Here is a 23,681-nt window from a genome sequence, read left to right as displayed (position 1 = left end):
AGAATGGATACAAATACCCCTTTGCTAAACCTTCGTGCAATAGAGCCTAGTGATTATGACGAGCTGGCTGCGTTAATGAATTTAGTCTTTGCGGATGTCGGCGGGGCATGGCCGCGAATGACGATCATGGATTTGATCCATCAATTTCCTGACGGCCAAATCTGTATTGAAGACAGTGGCAAGATAGTAGGGGCAGCCCTCACTATCAAGGTTAACTACAACCGCTTTTCACTTAACCACGCCTATACCGATATCATCACCGAACAAAATGTCATTCAACATCAAGCAGCGGGGGATGCACTCTACGGGTTGGATGTGTTTGTCCATCCGGATTACCGCGGACTTCGCCTCGGCAGACGGCTCTACGATGCACGCAAAGAGCTCTGCCGCAGCGTCAACCTCAAGGCCATCTTGGCGGGTGGCCGTATTCCCGGCTATCACAAAGTCGCCGATCAATTCACCGTCATCGAATATATCGAAAAGGTCAAACGCAAGGAAACTCACGATCCCATCCTGTCGTTCCAGCTCGCCAATGATTTTGATGTCAAACGACTCATGAAAAATTACCTGCCGGAAGATGCCAAGTCATGCGGCTACGCCACCTTGCTGGAATGGGACAATGTGTTTTATGACGAGGAAATGCCGTCCATTATTGAATCCGAAAAAAAAATAGTCCGTATCGGTATCGTTCAATGGCAAATGCGCAAAATGGTCTCGCTCGACGATCTAATCGACCAAGCCGAATTTTTTGTCTCCTCACTGTCAAACTACCAAGCGGACTTCGCACTATTCCCTGAATTTTTCAATGCCCCACTGATGGGACTCAGACCCGACCTCAGTCCGGTTGAGGCCATCCGTTTTCTGAGCGAGTTTAGCGAGGAGATCAAACAACGGTTTTCCCAGATGGCGGTCACCTACAATATCAATATTATTTCAGGCAGTATGCCGGTGCTGGAGAATGACCGCCTCTATAATGTCTCTTACCTACTCCACCGTGACGGTTGTATCGATGAGCAATACAAAATCCATATCACCCCGCACGAGCAAAAAGACTGGGTCATTGATGGCGGTGATAAGGTAAAAGTGTTCGATACCGATGCCGGACGGGTCGGCATCCTCATCTGCTACGATGCCGAGTTTCCCGAACTGGGCCGGATGCTGGCTGAGCAAGGCGTCCAAATCATGTTCGTGCCCTTTTGGACAGACACCAAAAATGGTTATTTGCGCGTTCGGTTATGTGCCCAGGCAAGGGCTATCGAAAATGAATGCTACGTCGCACTCGGTGGCAGCGTCGGTAATCTACCGCGGGTCAATAATGTCGATATCCAATATGCCCAGTCCGCGGTCTTTTCACCCTCGGACATCTATTTCCCCCACGATGCCACCATTACCGAGGCCAGCGCCAATACAGAGATGATCATCTTTGCCGATGTCGAGCTCGATAAGCTCAAGTACCTCAACACCGAAGGGTCGGTCACAAACTTGCGCCACCGGCGGCTCGACCTCTATGGCGGCTTTACCCGACCAGAAAAAAACAAGTAAAGTAATGGCATGGGGCACACTATCTTTCATCATAAAGATCGAGATAACCTGAAATAAGGTTATCTCGACAACACTAAATTCAACTAGGCTTAGTTTATTGGCTCTCTGAGAGTAGACAAAAAGTTGAATTTTCAAGCAGCCAGCCAATTTCTTTTGCACGCGGATCATGATAATCTGCGCGCCCTTCTATCACTGAGTGAAAATAGGCAATGAGCAAAGGTACTCTATACATCGTGTCGGCCCCAAGCGGTGCTGGTAAATCAAGTTTGATTAACGCCCTTCTTGAAACAAATCCGACCTATGACATGAAAGTATCCGTCTCTCACACTACGCGTGGTATGCGCCCGGGTGAGCAGCACGGTGTTCATTACAATTTTGTCAGCGTAGAAGAATTTACTGAACTCACTGAAAAAAGTGCATTTTTAGAGCACGCTGAAGTCTTCGGTAACTTCTATGGCACCTCTCGCCTTTGGATTGAGGAGCAGCTAAACAAAGGGATCGACGTATTCCTCGACATCGACTGGCAAGGTGCGCGTCAAATCCGCAAGCAGATGCCACAAGCGAAAAGTCTGTTTATTCTGCCTCCGTCAAAAGAAGAGCTGGAACGTCGCCTGAATGCACGTGGTCAAGACAGCGAAACTGTTATTGCCCGCCGCATGCAAGAAGCCCGCGCAGAGATCTCTCATTACAACGAATACGATTACGTGATCGTTAACGATGATTTCGATGCTGCTTTATTGGATTTTAAAGCCATCATCCGCGCTGAACGATTGAAGCAAGACAAACAAGCTGCTAAATATAGCAGCATGTTGAATGCGCTACTGGCAGAACAGTAAGTATTTTTGTACAATTTTCCCTCTTTACTTATAGATAACCACTGGAGTCCTCCATGGCACGCGTAACCGTTCAAGACGCTGTTGATAAAATTGGCAACCGTTTCGATCTGATCCAAATTGCTTCACGCCGCGCTCGTCAAATGCAAACTGGCGGTAAGGATCCACTGGTACCTGAAGAAAACGACAAGTACACAGTGATCGCACTTCGTGAAATCGAAGAAGGCCTAATCACTAAAGATATCCTTGATGCTCGCGAGCGTCAGGAACTTCAAGAGCAAGAAGCAGCAGAGCTAGCAGCTGTTAGCGCTATTGCTGGCGACAACCGTTAATTCAGGGAACCGGGCGAATTGTATCTTTTTGATAGCCTGAAAGAAGTCGCAATCGAATACCTGCCTGAGTCTCAAATAGAGGCGCTCAGGCAGGCATATTTAGTTGCGCGTGATGCCCACGAAGGGCAGACCCGCTCCAGTGGCGAACCTTACATCATCCATCCGATTGCCGTTGCCCGTATCTTGGCCGAAATGCGCCTCGACTACGAAACCTTGATGGCAGCCCTCCTCCACGATGTCATAGAAGATACCGAGGTCACCAAAGATGATCTCGACAGTCGCTTTGGCTCCACCGTGGCCGAGTTGGTTGATGGGGTTTCCAAGCTGGACAAGCTGAAGTTCCGCGACCGCAAAGAAGCGCAAGCAGAGAACTTCCGCAAGATGATCATGGCCATGGCCCATGACATCCGCGTTATCCTTATCAAGCTGGCCGACCGTACGCACAATATGCGCACCCTGGGTGCTCTGCGTCCGGATAAACGTCGTCGAATTGCCCGCGAGACGCTGGAGATCTTCTCTCCGCTGGCGCACCGCTTAGGTATCCACAATATCAAAACCGAACTGGAAGAGCTGGGTTTCGAAGCCCTGTATCCAAACCGCTACCGTGTTTTGAAGGAAGTGGTGGCTGCCGCACGGGGTAACCGCAAAGAAATGATTAATAAGATCCACGCCGAAATTGAGGGTCGCCTCAAAGACGCGGGGATTGAAGGCACGGTGCAAGGCCGCGAGAAAAACCTGTACTCCATCTACAACAAGATGAAGAACAAGGAGCAGCGCTTCCATTCGATCATGGACATCTACGCTTTCCGCGTACTGGTCAAGGATCTGGATACCTGCTATCGCGTACTGGGGCAGGTCCATAACCTGTACAAGCCCCGCCCGAGCCGGATGAAAGACTATATCGCGATCCCGAAAGCCAACGGCTACCAGTCATTGCATACCTCACTGGTCGGCCCGCACGGGGTACCGGTGGAAGTCCAGATCCGTACTGAAGATATGGATCAGATGGCCGACAAAGGTGTCGCTGCCCACTGGGCATACAAAGACGGTGAGAGCTCTGGCACCACGGCGCAGGTTAAAGCCCAGCGCTGGATGCAGAGCCTACTTGAGCTTCAGCAAAGCGCCGGCAGCTCATTCGAATTCATTGAAAACGTTAAGTCGGATCTGTTCCCGGATGAGATTTACGTCTTTACGCCAAAAGGCCGGATTGTTGAATTGCCTGTTGGTGCCACCGCGGTCGATTTTGCCTACGCAGTACATACCGATGTCGGTAATGCTTGTGTCGGTGCCCGTGTCGAGCGCCAACCATACCCACTGAGCAAACCGCTTAAAAACGGCCAAACCATTGAGATCATCAGCGCACCGGGTGCCCGCCCGAATGCCGCTTGGCTCAACTACGTGGTGACGTCACGCGCCCGCACTAAGATCCGTCAAGTGCTCAAGACCATGCGTCGCGAAGAGTCCATCACCCTTGGCCGCCGCCTGCTCAACCATGCCCTCGGTGCTATCAACATCGACCAGATTGATGAAGGTAATCTGCGCCAGGTATTGACCGATCTACGTCTAGCAAGCCTCGAAGAATTGCTGGCAGAGATTGGCCTCGGTGAGCTGATGAGTGTGGTCATTGCTCGTCGCCTACTCGGCAACGCCGACGAGCTGACAACGAAAGAAACCGATCAACGCCTGCCGATCCGCGGTGCTGACGGTATCTTGTTGACCTTTGCCAACTGCTGTCACCCTATCCACGGTGACCCGATCATGGCCCATGTCAGCCCAGGCAAAGGCTTGGTGATCCACCGCGAGGAATGTGCCAACATCCGTGGTTACCAGAAAGAGCCAGACAAATACATGGCGGTTGAGTGGAGCGAAGACTTCGAGCAAGAGTTTGTTACCTCGCTCAAGGTCGATATGCAAAATCACCAAGGTGCACTGGCCGACTTGACCAATACCATAGCCGCGACCGGATCCAATATTCAGGGCCTGGCAACGGAAGAGAAAGACGGCCGCCTGTATACCATTACCGTGCGCCTGACCACCAAGGGGCGTATCCATCTGGCCGATATCATGCGCCGGATCCGAGTCATGCCCAATGTGGTGCGTGTTTCACGCCAGAAAAATTAATCGCGCCAGCATCTCGCTTGGCCCGTCAAAAATTAAAAACGCCCGTTCTCGGGCGTTTTCTTTAGGTAACATATAACAATGAGCCCAGAACGCTTCCAACGTATTCACGAGGTCCTTGCCACCCGCCAGCCAGACTTGACGGTGTGCATGGAAGAAGTCCACAAACCCAATAACGTCTCGGCGATTGTCCGTACCGCTGATGCAGTCGGGATCCACAAGGTCCATGCCGTATGGCCCAAAGATGGCATGAAAGTGCTGGGCCACACTTCGGCTGGAGCCCGGAATTGGGTCGAACTCGAAACCCACGACACAATGGTCGATGCAGTCGGCGCTCTAAAAGCGCAAGGGATGCAGGTATTGGCAACCAACCTATCCGATACTGCGGTTGATTTTCGTGAGATCGACTACACCAAACCAACCGCTGTTATCTTGGGTGGCGAGAAAAATGGGATCACCGCTGAAGCCCTGTCGATGGCCGATCAGGATATCATCATCCCAATGGTAGGTATGGTACAGTCTCTGAATGTCTCAGTGGCCAGTGCTCTGATCTTGTATGAAGCCCAGCGCCAGCGCCAAAATGCCGGTATGTATAACAGGGATAAAACCCCGCTGCCCGATGAAGTGGTTCACCGCATCCTGTTCGAGCGCGGCCATCCAGTACTGGCCAAGGTTGCCCGCCGCAAGGGGCTGCCTTATCCGCCACTGGACGAGAGCGGCCAAATTGCTGCCGATGAGCAATGGTGGAGCATCATGCAGGCGACCGAACCGAAAAAGAAAAAATCCTTACCTTAAACGGATGTAGCCATAACGGATGTGGCCATAATGGAGTAGTAATGAGCGGACAACTTCTCGATACCATAGCCCTGACTGAACTGTCAGGGGTTGGTGCCAAAATGGCAGAAAAACTGGAAAAAATCGGCCTGCATACAGTGCAGGATCTCCTCTTCCACCTACCGCTCCGCTACGAAGACCGCACCCGGATCTGGCCAATTGCCAGTGCAATGGCCGGCCAGCACCTGACCATTCAGGGCGAGGTACTCAGCAGCAACATCGCCTTTGGCAAACGTCGGATGCTGACCGTAAAAATCAGCGATCAGAGCGGCACTGCCACCCTGCGTTTTTTCAACTTCAACGCAGCAATGAAAAACAGCCTGAGCGAAGGCAAACAGGTCAAAGCCTACGGTGAGATCAAGCGCGGTAAATACGGGCTGGAGATCATTCATCCCGACTACAAAGTATTCTCCGAGCCCACCGAACTCAGCACCGAGGAAACCCTGACACCGGTCTACCCGACCACCGATGGCCTACGCCAGCTAACCCTGCGTAACCTGACCGATCAAGCCATGCGCCTGCTCGACAAGTCTGCGGTGCGCGAGTTGCTACCGGAAGGCTTGTACGACCGCCAGATGACCCTCTCCCAAGCGCTGCATGTGATGCACCGGCCAACACCGGATGTATCGCTCGATCAGCTAGAGGAAGGCAAGCATCCGGCCCAGCAGCGCCTGATCCTCGAAGAGTTGCTGGCACAGAACCTGTCGATGCTGGCCGTGCGCCATAAAAGCCAGCGCCATGCCGCCTGGCCGCTTGCCGAAAGTAATACGCTCAAAAGCAAACTGCTAGAGAGCCTGCCGTTCATCCCAACCGGCGCCCAGCAACGGGTAGTCGCCGATATCGAGCGCGATCTTGGCGTGCCACACCCTATGATGCGCTTGGTTCAGGGTGATGTCGGCTCGGGCAAAACTCTGGTTGCTGCGCTAGCCGCACTACGTGCTATCGAGCATGGCTATCAAGTGGCCCTGATGGCACCGACCGAATTGCTGGCCGAACAGCATGCCATCAACTTTGCTTCCTGGCTCAACCCGATGGGTATTGAAGTCGGCTGGCTAGCCGGCAAGCTCAAAGGCAAAGCCCGTGATAAAGAGCTGGCCCGCATCGAAAGTGGCGAAGCCAAAATGGTGGTGGGTACCCACGCCTTATTCCAAGAGCAGGTCGTATTCAATAACTTGGCTTTGGTCATTATTGACGAACAGCACCGTTTCGGGGTCCATCAACGCCTAGAGCTACGGGAAAAAGGGGCCAATGGCGGTTGCTATCCGCACCAGCTGATCATGACTGCGACCCCGATTCCGCGTACCTTGGCGATGACTGCCTATGCCGACTTGGAAACCTCGGTCATTGATGAGCTACCACCGGGGCGTACCCCGATCCAAACCGTGGCCCTGCCCGATTCACGCCGCCCTGAAATCATCGAGCGCATTCGATCGGCCTGCCTCAATGAAGGTCGCCAGGCCTACTGGGTCTGTACCCTGATTGATGAGTCCGAGGTACTGGAAGCGCAAGCGGCGTCCGATACCGCCGACGAGCTAACGGCCCAGTTGCCGGATCTCAATATCGGTTTGGTCCATGGCCGGATGAAACCGGCAGAAAAGCAGCAAGTGATGAAGCGCTTCAAGGATGGCGAGTTGCACCTACTGGTTGCTACCACTGTTATCGAAGTGGGCGTCGATGTGCCCAATTCCAGCCTGATGGTGATTGAAAACCCCGAACGGCTCGGATTAGCCCAGCTGCACCAGTTACGCGGCCGGGTTGGCCGGGGCAATGTCGCCAGCCACTGTGTTCTGCTCTACCATGCCCCGCTATCTAAAACGGCGCAGAAACGACTTGGGGTATTACGTGAAAGCAGCGATGGCTTTGTGATAGCCCAACGCGATTTGGAAATCCGCGGTCCCGGCGAATTGCTCGGCACCAAGCAGACCGGTGTTGCTGACTTCAAGGTTGCCGATCTGATCCGTGACCAGCACCTGATCCCGCAAGTCCAGAAACTGGCCCGCTACCTGCACGACAACTACCCGGACAACGCCAAGGCGATTATCGACCGCTGGCTCGGCCAACGAGAAAATTATTCTAATGCCTAATATCCAGCAACAGGCAATAAAAAAGCGAAGGTGATATCACCTTCGCTTTTTTTACGCCACGCGGCCTTGGTTCAGACGAACAACTATTACTTTTTGACCGGTAATTTCTTGACGAGCAAGGGCAAGCTAATTTGTACCCGCAGGCCACCTTCTCGGCGGTTAGATACCTGAATGACCCCTTCGTACTGGTCGATGATACGTTTGACTATCGCCAGTCCCAAACCGGTACCTTCAGTATCCGTGCCACGTGCCGTGTCACCACGGGTCAACGGCTGGAACATCCTAGCCACCTGATCGGGCGCAATACCGGGACCATCGTCCTCGACACAAAACCACGCACTCTTGCGATCCGCAGCAGTACCGCTAGATATCTTGACCCAACCATTACCATAACGCTGGGCATTGACCACCAAATTGGCAATAGAGCGTTTAATTGACACCCCATTACCGGTAACGACACCGGGGATCTCAGTCAGCTCAAGCTCAACCTGGCGCTCATAGCCCCCTTCGGCTTCCGCGACTTCTTCCAGCAGATAGTTAAGTTCCAGCTCTTCCTCTGCCTGTTTCTTGGTTGACTTGAGGTAGTCCATGAACTGGCTGATGATCTCGTTACACTCCTCGGTGTCCTTAATCATGCTCTCGGCCAAGTAACCATCTTCCGGTGACATCATTTCGGTCGCCAAGCGGATCCGGGTCAACGGGGTACGCAAGTCGTGGCTCACCCCAGCCATCAGCAGGGCACGATCATCTTCAAGCTGTTTGATACCCGCCGACATCCTGTTGAACGCCTTGGTTACAGCGCGAATCTCCGATGCCCCACGTTCAGGTAACACCGGTGGCGTTTCGCCCCTAGCAACCTGCAAGGCCGCTTGCTCCAGTGCCACCAAAGGTCGGTTCTGGATCCGGATAAACAACCAGCCACCCGCAATCACCATAAAGGCAATGATCAGGCTGTAGTGGAACAGCGGCGAGAAATCATCTTCCTGCAATTCAGAAAGTGGGATCCGCATCAGATAGCCGGGTATCGACTCGCTTTTCAACCACAGTACATAACTGTCCGCCCCCAGAACCAAACGTACTTCCGTCGGCGATTCCAGCTCCTGGGTCATCTCCTCACTGAGATACTCAATCACCGTCGCCTTGGAAAACTCCTTCAGCTCCTCATCATGGATCGGATCGGTCCCGTCTTCAGAATGCAAAGTCACACCCAGTTGCTCGAGCAACTGACGGCGCAGTGGCGTATCAAGGTGGAAAGTATTACCGTCGGCCAGCTCCACATCCTCCTTAAGCATCAAGCGCACTTCATAGGCAAGGATCCGGTTGAACTGCTGTAAGCTCGGCAGCAAGGCATAGTTGAGGACAGCCAGGTAAGAAAAAATCTGGCTGGCTATCAACAAGCCAGCCAGAAGGATCAGTGTCCGGGTAAAAGTACTGCGTGGCGACAGTCGCATGGCTTACGCCTCGCTGCCGTCCGGAACAAACACGTAACCCAGTCCCCAAACGGTCTGGATGTAACGCGGGCGGCTTGGGTCTTCTTCAATCATCCGGCGCAGGCGCGAGATCTGAACGTCAATCGAGCGCTCCATCGCCGAATATTCACGGCCACGGGCCATGTTCATCAGCTTGTCACGGGACATCGGCTCACGAGCATTGGTCACCAAGGCTTTCAATACTGCAAACTCACCCGAAGTCAGCGGCATTGACTCTTCGCCACGGAACATTTCACGGGTACCCAAGTTCAGGCGGAACTCACCGAACTCGATAACCTTGCTATCCACACTCGGGGCACCAGGCGCTTCAACAGTTTGACGGCGAAGTACTGCACGGATACGAGCCAGCAATTCACGCGGGTTGAATGGCTTAGGCAGGTAATCATCCGCACCGACTTCCAAGCCGACAATGCGGTCTACTTCGTCACCTTTGGCAGTCAGCATCAGGATCGGCAGCATGTTGTTGGCATTACGTAAACGGCGGCAAATCGATAGGCCATCTTCACCCGGCAGCATCAAATCCAATACCATCAGGTGGAAAGTTTCACGGGACAATAAGCGGTCCATTTGCTCACCGTTGGCCACGCTACGCACTTGGAATCCCTGCTCTGACAGGTAACGCTCCAGTAGCGCGCGCAGACGCATGTCATCATCAACAACTAGAATCTTATAATTTTCCTGCATATCTCACCTTACTTGCATCGACCAAAGTTATCGTGCTTTGGCCGTATTTTACTCGACGTACCCAGCGGTTAGCTGAAAAATGCAGCTAAAATAACCACTAAATTGTTACCGTTTATGTCAAAAACGCCAGTTTTCTGGTGCTTTGCTCTGTTACCGCAACGACACCCTTTGTTTACTTACCTTTTAAACTAACCTAAATCCAATGAACTATCCAAAACAATACGCATTCTGAGTCGCTGACACTTGATCTGTGACTCGCACCGAACGACTATGTGAAACAAGTGAGACATTCAGTTTCAGCAACCCGATAGATAACCGGACCCTGCAATGAAAACCAACCTCATTACCCGCGAGGGCTATGACAAGCTTAAACGTGAACTCGACTTCCTGTGGAAGGAAGAACGCCCAGAGGTCACCAAGAAAGTCACTTGGGCCGCCAGCCTCGGTGATCGCTCCGAAAATGCCGACTACCAGTATAATAAAAAGCGCCTGCGTGAAATCGACCGCCGAGTGCGCTACCTGCGCAAGCGTCTGGAGCTAGTACAGGTTGTCGATTACTCACCACAACAAGACGGCAAGATCTTCTTTGGTGCCTTTGTCGAGATCGAAAACGACGAAGGCGAGACCAAGGCTTTCCGTATTGTCGGCCCGGATGAGATCTACGGCCGCAACGACTACATCTCGATTGACTCCCCCATGGCCCGTGCCCTGTTGAAAAAAGAAGTCGATGACGAGGTGGAGGTCAACACACCTGCAGGCAAAAAAGAGTGGTTTGTCAACAGTATCCGCTATCAATAGTGGCGGTTTGATAACGCTGTCAGATACTGACAGATCGCTAACACACAATGCCTTGCCTGCCTTCCAATCGCCCGTAGAATGGGCTTATACAAGACAACAAGAGAAATGAACGGATGAGCAATACGATCAACCAGTTGATTGCCAACGAGCTGAATGTTCGCCAGGAACAAGTCACAGCGGCAATCACTTTGCTCGATGATGGTAACACCGTGCCTTTCGTGGCCCGTTACCGTAAGGAAGTGACCGGCGGACTGGACGATACCCAACTCCGCAACCTCGAATCGCGCCTTGGCTACCTGCGCGAGCTCGAAGATCGCCGCCAGGTGATCATCAAATCCATTACCGAGCAGGGCAAACTAACAGCCGCGCTCAAAGCGGCTATCAACGATGCCGACAGCAAGACCCGCCTGGAAGATCTCTACCTGCCTTACAAGCCCAAGCGCCGTACCAAAGGGCAAATTGCCATTGAAGCCGGTATTGAGCCTCTGGCCGACTCGTTATGGGCCGATCCAAGCCAAACGCCGGAAGAAAGCGCATCAACCTATATCGATGCCGACAAAGGCTTTGCCGATAGCAAAGCCGTGCTCGACGGTGCCCGCGCCATCTTGATGGAGCGCTTTGCTGAAGATGCCACATTACTGGAGAAAATTCGCCGCCATTTGCTATCTCAAGCCGAGCTCACCTCTCGAGTTGTGGAAGGCAAGGAGCAGGAAGGTGCCAAATTCAAGGATTACTTCGAGTACAGCGAAGTGTTCAAGAATATCCCTTCCCACCGTGCTTTGGCCTTATTCCGTGGCCGTAACGAAGGCTTCTTGCAAATTAGCCTCAATGCCGATCCGAATCAGGACGAAGGCGTTCGCGGCTCCTACTGCGAAGTGATGATTGCCGACCACCTTAAGGTGACCTTGGGTACCCAAGCGGCCGATACCTGGCGCAAACAAGTCATTAGCTGGACATGGCGGATCAAAATTGCCATGCACCTGGAAACCGAGCTCATGGCGGCACTGAAGGAAAAAGCTGAAGACGGCGCGATGCAGGTGTTTGCCGACAACCTCAAGGACTTGCTAATGGCCGCACCGGCCGGCCCGCGCGTGACGCTGGCGCTGGATCCGGGCTTGCGTACTGGCTGTAAGATCGCGGTTGTCGATAGCACCGGCAAAGTCCTTGATACTGCCACTATCTATCCACACACCGCCCGATCCCGTGTTGCCGAAGCCGAAGCAACCTTGCTGGCACTGTTTAACAAGCATGATGTCGATTTGATTGCGATCGGCAACGGCACTGCTTCACGTGAAACAGACAGTTTTGTTGCCAACTTGCTCAAAGACAACAACCTCAAGATCCAAAGCGTAATGGTGAGCGAAGCCGGGGCATCGGTCTACTCAGCTTCCGAGCTGGCCGCCAATGAATTCCCGAATCTGGACGTGTCACTGCGTGGCGCGGTATCTATCGGCCGCCGCCTGCAAGATCCGCTGGCGGAGCTGGTGAAAATCGATCCGAAATCCATCGGTGTGGGCCAGTACCAGCACGATGTTAGCCAGAGCATGCTGGCCAAACGACTGGATGCGGTGGTCGAGGACTGTGTAAATGCCGTGGGTGTCGATGTCAACACGGCTTCACCTGCCCTGCTGACCCGCGTAGCTGGCTTGAATAGCACCATTGCCCAGAACATTGTCAGCTACCGTGATGAGAACGGCCGCTTCGATAGCCGCACTACGCTGAAAAAAGTCTCTCGTCTTGGGCCAAAAGCATTCGAGCAGTGTGCTGGCTTCCTGCGTATTATGGGAGGCAAGAACCCACTTGATAGCTCAGCAGTTCACCCGGAATCCTATGCCGTGGTCAAGAACATTGCCGCCGCCAACGACAAGGCACTCGATGCTATCATCGGCAACAGCGAGTTCCTGCGCACAGTCAAAGCCGCAGACTACACTGATGATAAATTCGGCTTGCCAACCGTGACTGATATTATCAGCGAGCTCGACAAACCAGGCCGTGACCCACGCCCTGAGTTCAAGACCGCAACTTTCGCCGAAGGGGTCAACGAGGTCAAAGATCTGATCCCGGGTATGGTACTTGAAGGGGTGATCACCAATGTCACCAACTTCGGTGCCTTTGTCGATGTCGGTGTCCACCAGGATGGCTTAGTGCATATCTCTGCCCTGTCGGACAAGTTCGTGTCCGATCCGCGTGAAGTTGTTAAGGCCGGCGACATCGTCAAGGTCAAGGTGATGGAGGTGGATTTGCAACGTAAACGGATCGGCATGTCAATGCGCCTAAGCGACGAGCCAGGCCAAGACAACAAGCCTGCTCACAAGCCTCAGGGCGAGCGTTCACAAGGCAACCGTCCACAGAGCAGTCACCAGCCACGTCAGCGCCAGAACAAACCGGCTGACAATGGCAACAACGCGATGGGCGGTGCATTCGCTGCCGCATTTGCCAACGCCAAGAAGAAATAACCAGAGGCTAATACCAATCTGGATAAGTAGTTGATCAAATATTTATGTCGGTTGGTATAACCTCTTTTTTTAGACTCTAGGATCGCGGTTACAATACCACCAAATATTCCGTTGGCGGGTTCGGCACTGTTGCCTGCGCGTATTTGTGGGCAACGACGCCTTTGGTGCGCGCGAACTGGCTGATCTGCTCCAGCGCTTCAAGTAGTTCTCGGGGGAGCTTGATGTGCATGGAATACCCCAGATCATTTACATCCGCTAAATAACTGTCAGCCGACAGGGCTTTAACCAACATTTCCATTGATTCTTGATAGCCGTAATGCTTTTCTTCAACGGCTTGCTGGTAGTTGGGGTGTTCGGCAGGATCCCATGACGGCTTCTTGAGCTGTTTTTCTTCGCTACTCAGCGCCCGCTCTTGGACTGGTGACTGCATTTCTGTCGTGGGGACAATTTTCTCGCGTACACGATTATCCCGCGCGGTTTGCTCGGTTGGCGGATTAATCGTCGGGGCTACGGCAGGCGCGCCCACCTGTACGGGAGTGACTAACATGTTGGTACATCTCTCCTGTCATCTGCGCATCAGGCTGCGGGCGGTATTGAAGTAGGGCGTAATTTTTCAAGCTGTCAGGCGGCAGCCAATAGAACGGTCGCGACCGTTCCCGCTGCAGCCAACCACTGTCCGGCGTTATAAAAGCCGTCACTATTGGATTTGACCTCATCAGGATGATCCATTCCCAATGCACCATAGGCAAAAGCTTCGGCCTTATCTCCCATATCTTTTTCCGTCTCTTGCGGTTTTGTCTTCTGCGCCATGGCATCATCAGCCTGCAACTGGCGAGCCTGGTCTGAAATCGACACCTTAGTCTGGCTAGCCGGCATATCTTGACTTTGCTTGGCTGCGTTATCCATTGCCGCACGAATATCAGGCTGTGCTGCAGCCTGTAGACTTGCTGGGGTATAGGTTGACGAAGTATTGATAGTACCGATTGTCATGTTGGTTTTCCCTTTCCACCATAGCGCTAAAGCCAGGAATAACATCGAAAAATTGCTCTAATAGTGCTATCGGCACAAACGCCAAAAAGTTTAGGCCGAACACGTCACGAACATCATAAACATCCACGCTTGCTAGCCTGTAAAATCATACTAACCTGTAAATGCTTTTAGCGTATCGATAAATTCATCAGGATGGGAGATAAACGGCGCATGGGAAGCCGCCTTGAATACATGTTGCTGCGACTGCGGGGCGAGCTTGTCGAGATCGCGGGCTACCTTAGCTGGCACCAAGCCATCGAGTCGGCCATAGAGCCTCAACCATGGTTGGGATATAGCACCAAGCTCTGGCCGTAAATCCACCTGAGCCAACATATCTAGCCCCAGAGCCAGTGCTTCCGGCTCGGGCTCGGGTCGGGACAATACGGCTTCCTTGAGATGGCGGATATCCTGTCTTGCCGACGGGCTTCCCATCGCCTGCAGGGCCATGAAACGCTCTATCGTAGTCCTAAAATCCAGATCAAGCTGACGGCGGAAGTCAGCCAAGACTTCCGGCTTGATCCCCCGCCACGCTTTTTCAGCCGCAAAACACGGCGAGCTAGCGACAGTCACCAACTGCTCGACCCGGTCTGGTGCCTGAAGCGCGGCGCTGGTGGCGACCAAGCCCCCCAAAGACCAGCCCAGCCACGTCGCCTGCTCTGGCGCTTGCTCCAGCAGCATACCGGCCATTTCATCAGCATCGGCAACCGAGCAGTGCTGGCTGTGGCCATAACCCGGCAGATCAACCACATGGACCCGGTAATGCTGAGCCAGCATAGGAAGTACTTGCTGCCACACAGCACCATTCATTCCCCACCCATGAATGAGAAGTAGATCGGAACCTTGTCCTTGGGTTTGCCAATGCAGCTCTGCGGTCATCTATATTTCCTTTATTTACGCCTAGGGATCACACGGATGGTATCGTTTATTACTCAATTCACCAACTTTCTCCGCCGCGGCCACCGCTGCCAGTTATGCCACCTTCCTGCCGCGGGCCCACACTCAATATGGTGCCAGCATTGCCTGGCTCGCTTTCCATGCCCGCCATATTGCCATCACTGCGGCCACACCCTCTTGGAGGATGCCGATCACTGCGGTCATTGCCTCAACGCTCCTCAGCCATGGCAGCGCTTCTACCGCGCCGGCGAATATCAATTCCCTTTACGCCATGTGATTCACCAGTTCAAATTCCAACGAAAATTCTGGCTGGCCAATCCTCTCGGCGAGCTGCTGGCGCAACAAATCGATGATCCCGCTCCATTATTGCTGCCCATCCCGCTGCATCCGCTTCGCCGCCTTAAGCGTGGTTTCAACCAAAGCAGCCTTATCGCCCAAGTCGTCGCCCAGCATACCGGCAGTCACCTTGATACCCAGAGAATAAAGCGCCAGCGCTATACGCCTCCCCAGCATCGCCTCAGCAAGGTCCAGCGTCAGCATAATCTTGAGCGGGCATTTATACTTACCGATAAGCCGCTGCCTTCCCATGTCGCCCTTGTCGATGATGTCGTCACCACCGGCAGTACCGTTGCTGCAGCGGCGACCCTACTACACAATCACGGAGTGGAGCGAGTCGATATCTATTGCCTGTGCTATACCCCGGCGTGAAAATTTTCAAGAAAATCACCGAGATCTGTGTCGAAATCATGGTTGCAAATATTAATGGGTGATAGAAAGGGTAGCAAAGAGTAGAATAGAATTAATCTTACTAAATAAGTCAGGTATTACGTCGTGTCTATGATTACTATTACTGAGAATGCTCAACAGCACTTCGGCAAACTTCTGGCCCAACAGCCGGAAGGGACAAACATCCGTGTATTCGTGGTAAACCCTGGGACCCAAAATGCAGAGTGCGGCGTGTCCTACTGTCCACCGGAAGCTGTGGAAGCTAGTGACACCGAAATCAAATTCGACCTGTTCTCAGCTTTCGTTGATGAGCTTAGCCTACCGTTCCTCGAAGATGCGGAAGTTGATTTTGTCACTGACAAAATGGGCTCACAACTAACACTGAAAGCACCCAATGCCAAGGTACGCAAAGTGTCTGACGACGCGTCGCTAATGGAACGTGTCGACTACGTGATCCAAACGCAGGTTAACCCGCAGCTGGCTGGTCACGGTGGCAATGTATCACTGGCTGAAATTACCGAAGATGGCGTCGCTATCCTTCAGTTTGGCGGTGGCTGTAACGGCTGTTCAATGGTCGACGTGACCTTGAAAGAAGGCATCGAAAAAGAGCTACTGGCCCAATTTGCCGGCGAGCTAACTGGTGTACGCGATATCACCGAGCACGCACGTGGTGAGCACTCTTACTACTAGCCGCTTCCCTGCTGAGTAACATACATAAAAAAGCGAGAGCCAAGGCTCTCGCTTTTTTGTATACCAAACTGAATAGTGCCGCTCAAAAAAAGGTTACACGCTTGGTATTCTCTCGAATCTGAAAAGATAGCGGTTCTATTCGATTAGCTAGAACAGTTATATTTTCAGGTTTTTGATGCCGTTGTTATGACTTCACAACGGTAATGGTCACATTGCGACGCCCCCAGTTCCTTGCCGCTTTGATATCCTGCCCCATGTAGATATCAATCTTGTTGCTCCAACGCTTGTTCATCTTGTCCAGCACCACATACTCACCCGGCAGGCCGGAGATTTTAACGATGGTGCCGCGCTTGAATCCCCTTCCCAGAAAATCTCGGGAAATCGCGATGGCTTTCATCCCCGGTTTAAGCCGATCGCCCCAAGCTGCAATCGTTGGATTAGAGTTGGTCTGGCCCCTCACCGAATTATACGCCGTTGCCGTAACCTTGTATGACTTACCTTGGCCTGCTGCCATGGCCGGCACGCCCCAGCTGACCGTCATTATCGTTAAAAAAAACACCAGTACTGCTTTTCTCATTTGTCCTCCCAGGTGGCAAAAAGGTTACATTTTAACCAGCACTTTGCCACATGGGTAGCATTTTTAGTCGAAAAAATGAGCAAAATAAGTCATGTCATCCTAACTATTTGTTTGCACTGGCAGGTTGCAGGAAAATATTTTTTTGCCATTGATAAGCAAATACCACGGCTAAACCCATTCCCCGCATTGCCATGAATCCCAACATGGCTCCCCATAGTGCATGATTGCCAAAATCGGCCAGCAACCACCAGAAAGCAAAATAGCAACAGGTAGCAACGAACATGCTGTTGCGCATTTCCCTAGCCCTTGTTGCCCCAATGAAGATGCCATCGAGCAAGAAGCACCACATCGCCACCAGCGGCACTGCCGCCAACCATGGTAAGTACAGGGCCGCTTCATGTTGTACGGCAGGAATATCAGAAATCAGGGCGATGATGTCACTGCCAAAAACGGTAAACGCTATAGTCAGTATCAGAGATATCATCAAACTCCAAAACGTCGTGCCGACCAAACTGCGACCAAGCTCGGCACGGTTACGGGCACCAATCGCCTTGCCTACCATCGCCTCCATGGCATAGGCAAACCCATCCATGGCATAGGAGACCAGCATCAGAAAACTCATCAGCACCGCATTAGCAGCCACCACATTATCGCCAAGTGTGGCCCCCTGGAATGTCATGAAGGTGAAAGTTAATTGCAGGCACAGGCTGCGCAGGAAGATATCCCGGTTGAGCTTGAGCAACCGACCAGTGCCATTGCGCATGCTGCGCAATTTGCTTCGCCATGCCGGCAGCGCTTGGCTCAGCCATTGACGGGAGACAAACCATAGCCCCAACACCAGGCCGCTATATTCGGCCAGTACCGACGCCGCCGCCGCTCCCTGCACTTTCCAGCCAAAACCGAGGACAAACAGTACATCCATGCTGATATTGACCACGTTGGTCACAATCAGCAGCCACATCGGTAACTTGGCGTTTTGGCTACCCAGCAACCAGCCCATAATGACAAAGTTTGCCAACGCTGCAGGTGCCCCCCAAATTCGGATGGAGAAATACTGCTCGGCATAGTGTTTTACTTCACCGCTGGCCGAGCTGAAATGGAAGATCAGATCGGCAACCGGTCGGTGGAACACAATCAGCACCAGCGCCATCAACCACGCCAAGGCGATACCCTGGATAAAAACCGTTGCCTGAGCATCGCGATCAGAAGCACCGTAGGCCTGGGCACTGAGCCCGGTTGTGGCCATCCGTAAGAAGCCCAACAACCAGAACGTCACATTGATCATGGTTCCGCCTACGGCAACCCCGCCAAGATACCAGGCATGCTCTAGGTGCCCGATCACCGCCGCATCGACCAGGCCCAGCAAGGGAACCGTAATATTCGACAGCACCATCGGCAGCGCCAGGGCAAACACCTGACGGTGCAATGTTCTATCTCGCAACGCTTGCAGCACAACAACCTCAACTCTTGATACCCGACCAGCGATTATCTGGTGTTCAGGCGCAAATAAAAAGCCCCCATGGACAAAATCCACAGGGGCTATTCCCAGTCTGCAGGATGGGAATATTCAGGGAGCGGGCCAATACTGCAGCTAAGCAGTCATTAAGCCCACAGCTAAACCAGCAGCGCTACCAACCAGTGATCGGCCAACAAGACCACGAACAGCGCCAGCAAATGCCAAATCGAATACTTGAAGGTTGCCCATGCATGGCCAGGTTCATCGGCAAATTTCAGCTTCAGCGCATAACCGATGAAACCAAGATTCAGCACACTGCTGCCAGCCAAATACAACCCACCACTCATCCCGGTCAGCCAGGGCAGCAAGCCCACAAGGGCCAGCATCAAGGTATACAGTAGCACCATGGTCTTGGTATAGCCAATACCGTGGGTCACCGGCAGCATCGGGATCCCGGCCTTGGCATAATCGTCACGACGATGGATAGCCAACGCCCAGAAATGCGGCGGGGTCCAGGTAAACACCAGCATCACCAGCAGCAATGCATGGGAGTGCAGCTCACCGGTTACAGCCGTCCAGCCAAGCAAGGGCGGCGCCGCCCCGGCCAATCCACCAATGACGATATTCTGCGGTGTCGCGTGCTTGAGCCAAACGGTATACACCAAGGCATAGCCAATCAAGCTGGCAAACGTCAGCCAGGCAGTCAAGGCGTTGAGTTGCCATAACACCACAAAACCGGCCACCATCAGCACGCAGGCAAAAATGACGGCTTTATGGGTTTCGACCCGGCCTTTTGCCAACGGGCGGTGATATGTCCTTGCCATCTTGGCATCAAAGCGGCGATCCAATACATGATTAAAAGCCGCCGCCGCTGCCGACTGCAGGCCGATCCCAACCAAACCGAAGACTACCGCCTTGAGCGGTGGGATCCCCGGTACTGCCAGACACATCCCAACCAATGCTGTTAGCAACAACATGGCAACCACTTTGGGCTTGGTCATGGTCAGGTAATCCTGCCACACCTTAGCCGATGACAGGGGCTTATACCCCCCTTTTGCTACAACCTGACTCTTTGCCATGTTCAGGCCCTCCTTTGGCTATTCGTTACTATTAGCTACCCATCCGGGATGCCATTCGATGGGGATAACGGCCAGCCAGCCGTATCCGGTAAACCTGCACATTCAACGCCACTAGCGACAACAGCAGCAATACACCGGTTATGTTATGGGCTACAGCAACCGACAACGGCAGACTGGCTACTACATTCGTAACGCCCAAGCTAATTTGACCGGCCAATACCAGCAGCATCACCGCCGTCCCCCCTCTAAGGGCTCTCTGCCGCCATAAAAAACCAGCAAGAACAAGCAACACGCCTGCCGTGACCATCGCCCCGATCCTATGGGTCACATGGATTGTGACCCGCTGCTGGTAATCCAGCACTCCATATTGATAGGTATCATGTTCTGGCTGGATCAAGGCAAAGGCCGAGGTGTCAAACCCCTGCTGCCAATCTACTTCACACAACGGCAGCTGGGTACATACCACGGCCGCGTAATTGGCTGCCGTCCAGCCCCCGAGCGCGATCTGACCGAAAACAACCAGCAAGCCGAGCAGGGCAAAGGCCTGCAAGCCACTGCTGAACTGAGCTGAAGAAGAGTGTAACGATGTCCTGCCCAGCCGTAGCCAGAGCAGGAACAAAAGGGAAGCGGTAGTAAACCCACCCAGTAAGTGCCCCATCACCACCACCGGCATCAACACCATAGTGACAGTCCACATCCCAAGTAATGCTTGGAAGATAACGGTTACCAACAGCAAGGCTGGCAGCCCCTTGGGTCGGGAAGGTTTACGCCACGCCAGAATATTGAGCGCTAAAATCATCAACCCCAAGCTACCGGCGACATAGCGGTGCAGCATTTCATTCCAGGCCTTGTCAGCTTCCAGCGGCGCATCAGGGAAGCGAGATGCCGCCAGCGCCTGCTGCGTTTCATCCTTCGGCACCCCGGTAAAGCCATAGCACCCCGGCCAATCCGGGCAACCTAAACCCGCTTCGGTAAGACGGGTGTAGGCACCGAGGGCAATCACACACAGTGACAACGCAAAAGTCAGAGCGACCCACAATCGATAATGATCTTGTTTCATCCACGCTCTCCCTAGCCGATTTTGGAAATTTTCAGCAGCCGCTTGAGATCCCTCAGCACATCCTTGCCCTGTGCCAACACCGCGACCTGCCCCTTGACCAAGGGGTAGGCCATCATCACATTACCGAGCGGGTCGGCAATATAGATTGCTTTGGCACCGTACTCCAGCGTCTTGAGCTGGTTAACCACGTAATCGGGTACCTGCCGCTGATCGAGGCCGGAAAGCTGCTTTTTAACATCAGAGGGCTGCCCATCAAGCATGTCACCATCAATCAGCAATACGCTATTGAGCCTGCCTTGGTCAGCTCCGACGGCTTGCGGCACCTGACGCAGATTGAACAAGGCTCCTCGGCACTGCTCATCGCACTGCGCTGGCAGCAGGTAGATCAACTGCCACTGTTTGTTCTCCCCCAGCCATTCAGATGCCATCGGTGAGCCCAGCAGTTCACCACGGTTTGTCACCCCGCCTTGGTACCAGTTGAGATCCAGCACCAGCTTGGCCAAAATAACCGGCAAGGCGAAGGCGCCGAAAAGTAATAGCAACGTTCCCTGTTTCTTCATGGTTTACTCCGTCTCAGCCACCAAAATGCAAGTCCTGATACCGCAAGCGCCATCAAAAACCATTGCAGCGCGTAGGCATAATGTTTATGCGGTCCCATTACTACCGGGATCCAAGTCTGATTGAGTGCCAGCGGACTGTCCGGGTCTATCTGCAACACCCAGGATGGAAGGGACAAATCCATGTGTTGACTCAAGTCCGCCATACTGATGTTCTGTACCCTCAATGGATACCCCTGTCCCATCACCTCGGCCGCCAACTCGAGCAGGGAAGATGGCGGGGCGATAATGCCGCTGACCATCACCTCACCGTGATGCTCCGGTAGTACCGGGATCTGCTCCCGGTATACCGGTGCCGCTATCCAGCCCAAATTCACCAGTATCCATCCCTCATCGACAGCAAAAGGGTAAAGCACGTGGTAGCCCGGGCGACCTTGGTAAAGTTGATTATCCAGCAGTACCGCCTTGCTGTGATCAAATTCTCCTCTCAAGGTCAAACTGTACCAGCGCGGATCCGACGGTAAGCTCGCCAAGCTGTAATACATCTGCTCGCTGCGAAATTTCAGCGCATGGCCCAAACTTTCTTTTTCCTGAGCGCGGGTCATTTGCCAAAATCCCAACTTGACCAATGTCATCAGTACCGCCACAGTAAAAAGAATAAAACCTATCCGACGCATGATTCACCCAGTCCTGACCGGAGACCTACCTATATCTAACCGGAGCCCCTATGTTGCTGAAAGCCCTGATTGTTTGCTTGTTGATGTTTATCGTGCTGAATCTGTTCCGTGCCCTGCCAGCTATGCTCAAAGGCAAACAAAGCCAACCGATGTCACGTCACCTTGGACGTCGGATACTGTTCTCCGTCTTCCTATTTGCCCTACTGCTTATCGCACTGGCCAACGGCTACATAACACCGAACCCGCGGCCTTACTAGAGGCCACTTCTAGCCTCACAGGATATAAACAAACACAAACAGCCCGAGCCAAACTACATCGACAAAGTGCCAATACCAAGCCCCGGCCTGGAAGGCAAAATGCTTCTCGGGGGTAAAATGACCACGCAATACCCGTAGCCAGACAATAAACAAAATCAGGGTCCCGAGCGTGACATGCAGACCATGGAAGCCTGTTAGCATGAAGAAGGTGTTGCCATAGATCCCGGCATCGAGCGTTAAGCCCATATCTTCATAGGCGTGGACATACTCCACCCCCTGCAAGTAAACAAACAACGAGCCGAGCAACACGGTCAACAATAGGAACAGTTTAAGTTTGGGCCGGTTATCCTGCTCCAACGCGGTATGGGCAATATGCACAGTCACTGACGACACGAGTAAGATCAGGGTGTTGTAGAGCGGCAAGCCAATCGGGCCCATCGCCGTTGTCTCTGCGCCACCCGGCGTCATGACCAAAGGCCACTGGGCAATGAACTCAGGCCACAATACTTCATGGGTCATGGCATTATTGCCAGCTCCCCCCAACCATGGCACCGCAATCATCCGCGCATAGAACAAGGTGCCGAAGAAGGCAGCGAAAAACATCACCTCAGAGAAAATGAACCAGCTCATGCCCTGACGAAATGATCGGTCCATCTGGCTGCTATAGAGCCCCCCCATCGACTCAGTGATCACATCGCGGAACCACCCCACCAGCATGATCAGCAACAAGCCAACCCCGGCCAGCAAAATCCACGGCCCCTGACCACCAAAGAGATCCCCGACCGTCGCCCCAGCCCCCATGGCAATCAGGAACAGGGCTACAGCACCGATAATCGGCCAGCCACTGGCTTCGGGTACATAATAGTTCTCGTGGGGAGGGGTCACAGATTGATCATGTTCAGAATAAGGATTCGCCATCATTCAACCTCATTGCGTTTGTGCCGGCGCATCCGGCTGGGCGTTGTAAAGGGTATAGGCTAGGGTCAAGGTGTTGATATCGTCTGGCAACTCCGGATCGACATAAAACACCAAGGGCAAACTGGCCGTTTCACCAGCCGCCAACGGCTGGCGGTTGAAACAGAAGCATTCGATTTTATTCAAGTAGCGAGCCCCCATCCCCGGGCTGACCGAGGGGACGGCCTGGCCGACAGTTTCCTGCCCGGTCAGGTTCTTGGCCCGGTAGGTAATGGTATGAGTTTGGCCGGGATTGACCACCAACTGCTTGATCTCCGGTTCAAATGTCCACTGCACGCCTGGATTGATATACGATACGAACTCCACGGTGATCTCACGGCTGGTGTCTACCCGATCACTGGCCGCAGCCTGTGTATCCGCCGTTTTACCGTTGATGCCGGTAATGTCGCAGAACACGTCATACAGCGGTACCAAGGCAAAGGCGAAACCGAACATAGCAACAGCCATCAGGGTCAACGACCAGATAGAGCGCTGCTTTTTGTTACCTGCAACGGAAGTTGATTCAGTCTGAGGCTTATCCATAGGCAACCCTC

24 protein-coding genes are annotated in these 23,681 nt (G+C 53.2%); 11 read left to right on the top strand and 13 right to left on the bottom strand.

Annotated elements, in window-relative coordinates; translation table 11 throughout:
• The first annotated feature begins 3 nt into the window (after positions 1–3).
• The 6 genes from NHN17_RS01415 to recG all read left to right on the top strand — a co-directional run bounded on the left by NHN17_RS01415 (position 4) and on the right by recG (position 7,743).
• Positions 4–1,542 carry a bifunctional GNAT family N-acetyltransferase/carbon-nitrogen hydrolase family protein gene (locus tag NHN17_RS01415; RefSeq protein WP_255040315.1) on the top strand — a complete coding sequence of 513 codons (1,539 nt, stop codon included), beginning with the start codon at positions 4–6 and terminating at the stop codon, positions 1,540–1,542.
• Between the two features lie 209 nt (positions 1,543–1,751).
• Positions 1,752–2,378, top strand: coding sequence for a guanylate kinase (gene gmk, locus NHN17_RS01410; RefSeq protein WP_107349752.1), 627 nt, complete (start codon positions 1,752–1,754; stop codon positions 2,376–2,378).
• Positions 2,379–2,431: 53 nt separating this feature from the next.
• Positions 2,432–2,707 carry a DNA-directed RNA polymerase subunit omega gene (gene rpoZ, locus NHN17_RS01405; RefSeq protein WP_107349751.1) on the top strand — a complete coding sequence of 92 codons (276 nt, stop codon included), beginning with the start codon at positions 2,432–2,434 and terminating at the stop codon, positions 2,705–2,707.
• An 18-nt stretch (positions 2,708–2,725) separates the two neighbouring features.
• Positions 2,726–4,828: a bifunctional GTP diphosphokinase/guanosine-3',5'-bis pyrophosphate 3'-pyrophosphohydrolase gene (spoT, locus tag NHN17_RS01400; RefSeq protein ID WP_255040314.1), complete on the top strand. Its 2,103-nt coding sequence runs from the start codon at positions 2,726–2,728 to the stop codon at positions 4,826–4,828.
• Between the two features lie 78 nt (positions 4,829–4,906).
• The gene (gene trmH / locus NHN17_RS01395; protein WP_255040313.1) at positions 4,907–5,620 is read left to right on the top strand and encodes a tRNA (guanosine(18)-2'-O)-methyltransferase TrmH; all 714 of its coding nucleotides are present in this window, start codon (positions 4,907–4,909) and stop codon (positions 5,618–5,620) included.
• A gap of 41 nt (positions 5,621–5,661) precedes the next feature.
• Complete coding sequence (gene recG / locus NHN17_RS01390) at positions 5,662–7,743, top strand: ATP-dependent DNA helicase RecG (RefSeq protein WP_255040312.1); 2,082 nt, start codon at positions 5,662–5,664, stop codon at positions 7,741–7,743.
• A gap of 86 nt (positions 7,744–7,829) precedes the next feature.
• On the opposite strand, the gene envZ is transcribed toward recG, so the two are convergent.
• Together envZ and ompR are read right to left on the bottom strand one after the other, a co-directional pair.
• The gene (gene envZ, locus NHN17_RS01385) at positions 7,830–9,194 is read right to left on the bottom strand and encodes a two-component system sensor histidine kinase EnvZ (RefSeq protein WP_255040311.1); all 1,365 of its coding nucleotides are present in this window, start codon (positions 9,192–9,194) and stop codon (positions 7,830–7,832) included.
• 3 nt (positions 9,195–9,197) lie between these two features.
• Positions 9,198–9,917, bottom strand: a complete 720-nt coding sequence (gene ompR / locus NHN17_RS01380; protein WP_107349746.1) for an osmolarity response regulator transcription factor OmpR — start codon at positions 9,915–9,917, stop codon at positions 9,198–9,200.
• Between the two features lie 327 nt (positions 9,918–10,244).
• On the opposite strand from ompR, the gene greB reads away from it, so the two are divergent.
• Both greB and NHN17_RS01370 read left to right on the top strand, forming a co-directional pair.
• Positions 10,245–10,715: a transcription elongation factor GreB gene (greB, locus tag NHN17_RS01375; protein ID WP_255040310.1), complete on the top strand. Its 471-nt coding sequence runs from the start codon at positions 10,245–10,247 to the stop codon at positions 10,713–10,715.
• A gap of 113 nt (positions 10,716–10,828) precedes the next feature.
• Positions 10,829–13,171: a Tex family protein gene (locus NHN17_RS01370; RefSeq protein WP_255040309.1), complete on the top strand. Its 2,343-nt coding sequence runs from the start codon at positions 10,829–10,831 to the stop codon at positions 13,169–13,171.
• A gap of 88 nt (positions 13,172–13,259) precedes the next feature.
• Here the strand turns inward: NHN17_RS01370 and NHN17_RS01365 are convergent, their stop codons facing one another.
• From NHN17_RS01365 to bioH, 3 genes are all read right to left on the bottom strand, one after another.
• A complete protein-coding gene (locus NHN17_RS01365; protein ID WP_255040308.1) occupies positions 13,260–13,718 on the bottom strand; it encodes an ATP-dependent Lon protease in 459 nt (152 codons plus the stop codon).
• A gap of 74 nt (positions 13,719–13,792) precedes the next feature.
• Positions 13,793–14,161, bottom strand: coding sequence for a hypothetical protein (locus NHN17_RS01360; protein ID WP_255040307.1), 369 nt, complete (start codon positions 14,159–14,161; stop codon positions 13,793–13,795).
• 150 nt (positions 14,162–14,311) lie between these two features.
• Complete coding sequence (gene bioH, locus NHN17_RS01355; protein WP_255040306.1) at positions 14,312–15,076, bottom strand: pimeloyl-ACP methyl ester esterase BioH; 765 nt, start codon at positions 15,074–15,076, stop codon at positions 14,312–14,314.
• 36 nt (positions 15,077–15,112) lie between these two features.
• Between bioH and NHN17_RS01350 the strand changes: the two genes are divergently transcribed.
• Together NHN17_RS01350 and nfuA are read left to right on the top strand one after the other, a co-directional pair.
• On the top strand, positions 15,113–15,802 hold the full coding sequence (locus NHN17_RS01350) for a ComFC family protein (RefSeq protein ID WP_255040305.1): 690 nt from the start codon (positions 15,113–15,115) through the stop codon (positions 15,800–15,802).
• 129 nt (positions 15,803–15,931) lie between these two features.
• Positions 15,932–16,510, top strand: coding sequence for a Fe-S biogenesis protein NfuA (gene nfuA, locus NHN17_RS01345; protein WP_255040422.1), 579 nt, complete (start codon positions 15,932–15,934; stop codon positions 16,508–16,510).
• 184 nt (positions 16,511–16,694) lie between these two features.
• Here nfuA and NHN17_RS01340 read toward each other — a convergent pair whose 3' ends face one another.
• The 6 genes from NHN17_RS01340 to NHN17_RS01315 all read right to left on the bottom strand — a co-directional run bounded on the left by NHN17_RS01340 (position 16,695) and on the right by NHN17_RS01315 (position 21,916).
• On the bottom strand, positions 16,695–17,051 hold the full coding sequence (locus tag NHN17_RS01340; RefSeq protein ID WP_373689528.1) for a 3D domain-containing protein: 357 nt from the start codon (positions 17,049–17,051) through the stop codon (positions 16,695–16,697).
• A gap of 139 nt (positions 17,052–17,190) precedes the next feature.
• Positions 17,191–18,540 (bottom strand): MATE family efflux transporter DinF, encoded by a 1,350-nt coding sequence (gene dinF / locus NHN17_RS01335; RefSeq protein WP_255040420.1) that lies wholly within the window; start codon positions 18,538–18,540, stop codon positions 17,191–17,193.
• Positions 18,541–18,701: 161 nt separating this feature from the next.
• A complete protein-coding gene (gene cyoE, locus NHN17_RS01330) occupies positions 18,702–19,622 on the bottom strand; it encodes a heme o synthase (protein WP_255040302.1) in 921 nt (306 codons plus the stop codon).
• Between the two features lie 31 nt (positions 19,623–19,653).
• Complete coding sequence (locus tag NHN17_RS01325; protein WP_255040301.1) at positions 19,654–20,682, bottom strand: COX15/CtaA family protein; 1,029 nt, start codon at positions 20,680–20,682, stop codon at positions 19,654–19,656.
• 11 nt (positions 20,683–20,693) lie between these two features.
• Positions 20,694–21,242, bottom strand: a complete 549-nt coding sequence (locus NHN17_RS01320; RefSeq protein WP_255040300.1) for a redox-active disulfide-containing membrane protein — start codon at positions 21,240–21,242, stop codon at positions 20,694–20,696.
• Positions 21,239–21,916 carry an SURF1 family protein gene (locus NHN17_RS01315; RefSeq protein ID WP_255040299.1) on the bottom strand — a complete coding sequence of 226 codons (678 nt, stop codon included), beginning with the start codon at positions 21,914–21,916 and terminating at the stop codon, positions 21,239–21,241. Before NHN17_RS01315 ends, NHN17_RS01320 begins: the two co-directional genes overlap by 4 nt.
• A gap of 50 nt (positions 21,917–21,966) precedes the next feature.
• Here NHN17_RS01315 and NHN17_RS01310 point away from each other — a divergent pair, with 50 nt between their 5' ends.
• The gene (locus NHN17_RS01310) at positions 21,967–22,173 is read left to right on the top strand and encodes a DUF2909 domain-containing protein (protein ID WP_255040298.1); all 207 of its coding nucleotides are present in this window, start codon (positions 21,967–21,969) and stop codon (positions 22,171–22,173) included.
• A 15-nt stretch (positions 22,174–22,188) separates the two neighbouring features.
• Here NHN17_RS01310 and NHN17_RS01305 read toward each other — a convergent pair whose 3' ends face one another.
• Complete coding sequence (locus NHN17_RS01305; protein WP_255040419.1) at positions 22,189–23,091, bottom strand: cytochrome c oxidase subunit 3; 903 nt, start codon at positions 23,089–23,091, stop codon at positions 22,189–22,191.
• Between the two features lie 9 nt (positions 23,092–23,100).
• Complete coding sequence (locus NHN17_RS01300) at positions 23,101–23,670, bottom strand: cytochrome c oxidase assembly protein (RefSeq protein WP_255040297.1); 570 nt, start codon at positions 23,668–23,670, stop codon at positions 23,101–23,103.
• Positions 23,671–23,681 lie beyond the last annotated feature (11 nt).

Origin of the sequence: Photobacterium pectinilyticum (assembly GCF_024357955.1) — a bacterium.
Lineage (GTDB): Bacteria > Pseudomonadota > Gammaproteobacteria > Enterobacterales > Vibrionaceae > Photobacterium > Photobacterium pectinilyticum.
Note: the sequence above shows the minus strand (reverse complement) of the source record. Positions and strands in the feature narration are given on the sequence as shown.